The sequence below is a fragment of the Microcoleus sp. N3A4 genome (assembly GCF_036701805.1).
GTDB lineage: Bacteria > Cyanobacteriota > Cyanobacteriia > Cyanobacteriales > Microcoleaceae > Microcoleus.
In genome coordinates this window covers 1-1,881 of record NZ_JAUBRJ010000165.1, presented here as the reverse complement: position 1 = coordinate 1,881, position 1,881 = coordinate 1, and the positions used below count along the sequence as shown (strand labels likewise).

Genomic DNA, 1,881 nt, shown 5'->3' with positions numbered 1-1,881 from the left:
TTTGGCCTAACATTTCGCTCAAGCGGACCAATCAATCGCTTCGCGATTGATGTGGCCGCTTAGCTCCAGCGTTAGGGGCACACGGATGAACCTTCTTCGCAAGATGCGTGATCGGTTCGCGCAGTCAACTAAACCTGCGTGGGACACGATCTGTGTGACGGACTCGGGCTTTGTTTCAGGAGACGCGTCCGTAGCTTGGGGGTCGCTCACCAAGATCGCGGCATTCAAGAAGGACTCCGTCACCTTCGACGACGTTTGGTTTGAGTTCTCAGTTGGGCCAAACAAGGTGTTGGTGTGCGAGGAGCAGCCTGGCTTTGCCGAGCTTCTTGCCGGGATCAAAGCACGGTTCCCGTCCGTCGACGGTTGGGAGCAAAAGGTGGTCCAGCCAGCGTTTGCCGAGAACTACACGGTGCTTTATGTTGGCCCCTAACTACTCACTCAAGCGGACCAATCAATCGCTTCGCGATTGATGTGGCCGCTTAGTTCAGGCGTTAGGTGCACAACTTGGAGGTCCTCGTATGTCTGGAAGTGATGTGATCAAGATTTCCGCGGCGCTGCGCGGAGAGGGAAAGTTTCGCGAAGCTATCGATACGGTCAAGGCTCAGCTTGGAACCATTTCCGAGGATGCGCGCTTGAACGCCAACCTCGAAATCTTCTACGCAGCAAAAGAGGCAGGATTCACGGATGAGGCTTGCGAGTACGCTAAGAAAGTGCTCGCAGATGATCCGGATGTTCCAAGCCCGAAGGAGTTCTTGGCGTCGCGCGGCATTGGCACCTAACTACTCGCTCAAGCGGACCAATCAATCGCTTCGCGATTGATGTGGCCGCTTAGCTCCAGCGTTAGGCACATGCGGCGCATCCTGATCTCGGCAATCGCGATACTTCTCGTTGCTTGCTCCGGAGTCTCCGAGCAGGAGGCGCGCACGATTGCTTATGAGCGTCTCATGTCGCTAGATTCAGGCCCGGCACTTCGGGGCGAGGCCCTCTTGAGCGGCCTTAGTCTCGATTCAAACTCGGATGGCACTTACCTTTTCACCATCAAGGATCACGGCACTGAGATGTGGTGGGCAGTCACCGTACTGCCCAATGGCAGTTCAGAGCTTTCGAGGATGCCTCTTGATGAGCAAGACTAAGTGCCTAACTACTCGCTCAAGCGGACCAATCAATCGCTTCGCGATTGATGTGGCCGCTTAGCTCAGACGTTAGGCCCTATGTCCGCCCATCTATCTCGCGAAGACTATGTCTCGGAGTGCCGGCAAAGGTCGGTAGCCATATGCCTTGGCATTCTCTCAGGGACCACGCACGTACTTGAGGGCTGCCACACGCTTGCGTCACTTAGATTTGAGGTCCAAGTTGCCGACAGCGACGAAGACTTCAATGTTTTCGCAGCAATCTCATCAGAGACTGATGCGCTCCCTGTTGGGGCCGTTCGGACGCATTGGGCGCCCGAAGCGCTTGCGCGCCTCCAGCCTGAGATCGATGCTGCAGTTTCCTGGGCGCTGCCACTCGCGATCCCGGCATGCACGTCGATCGTTCAGCGGTTCGGGCCTAACATTTCGCTCAAGCGGACCAATCAATCGCTTCGCGATTGATGTGGCCGCTTAGCTCCAGCGTTAGGCGGTTGGTTCTAGGTTGGTCTGAGGCGAGTCCGTTCTCGGCAAGCCGAGACTCTCTCGCCGCGAGACATCCGGCCCGCCCGCGCTGTGATGGTCTGCGTCTCAAGTCCGCGGGGCCGTCGAGTAGCAGATGCGAGGTCCAGGCAGGCGCGGGCACCAAAACATCACCATCCGGGTTGCCTGCGGCACCTCGCTCCGGCACATTCCGCCTAACTATTCGTTCAAGCGGACAGTCCAATCGCTTCGCGATTGGAGCTGCCGCTTA

2 protein-coding genes are annotated in these 1,881 nt (G+C 57.3%); both read left to right on the top strand.

From position 1 onward, the window contains the following. Nucleotides 1–85 precede the first annotated feature (85 nt). Nucleotides 86–430 (top strand): hypothetical protein, encoded by a 345-nt coding sequence (locus QUA56_RS36450; RefSeq protein WP_332986651.1) that lies wholly within the window; start codon nucleotides 86–88, stop codon nucleotides 428–430. 88 nt (nucleotides 431–518) lie between these two features. Further along, nucleotides 519–779 (top strand): hypothetical protein, encoded by a 261-nt coding sequence (locus QUA56_RS36445; RefSeq protein WP_332986650.1) that lies wholly within the window; start codon nucleotides 519–521, stop codon nucleotides 777–779. Nucleotides 780–1,881 lie beyond the last annotated feature (1,102 nt).

Coding starts and splice junctions, on each gene's coding strand:
- QUA56_RS36445 (WP_332986650.1), top strand. CDS start 519: ATGTCTGGAAGTGATGTGATCAAGATTTCCGCGGCGCTGCGCGGAGAG.
- QUA56_RS36450 (WP_332986651.1), top strand. CDS start 86: ATGAACCTTCTTCGCAAGATGCGTGATCGGTTCGCGCAGTCAACTAAA.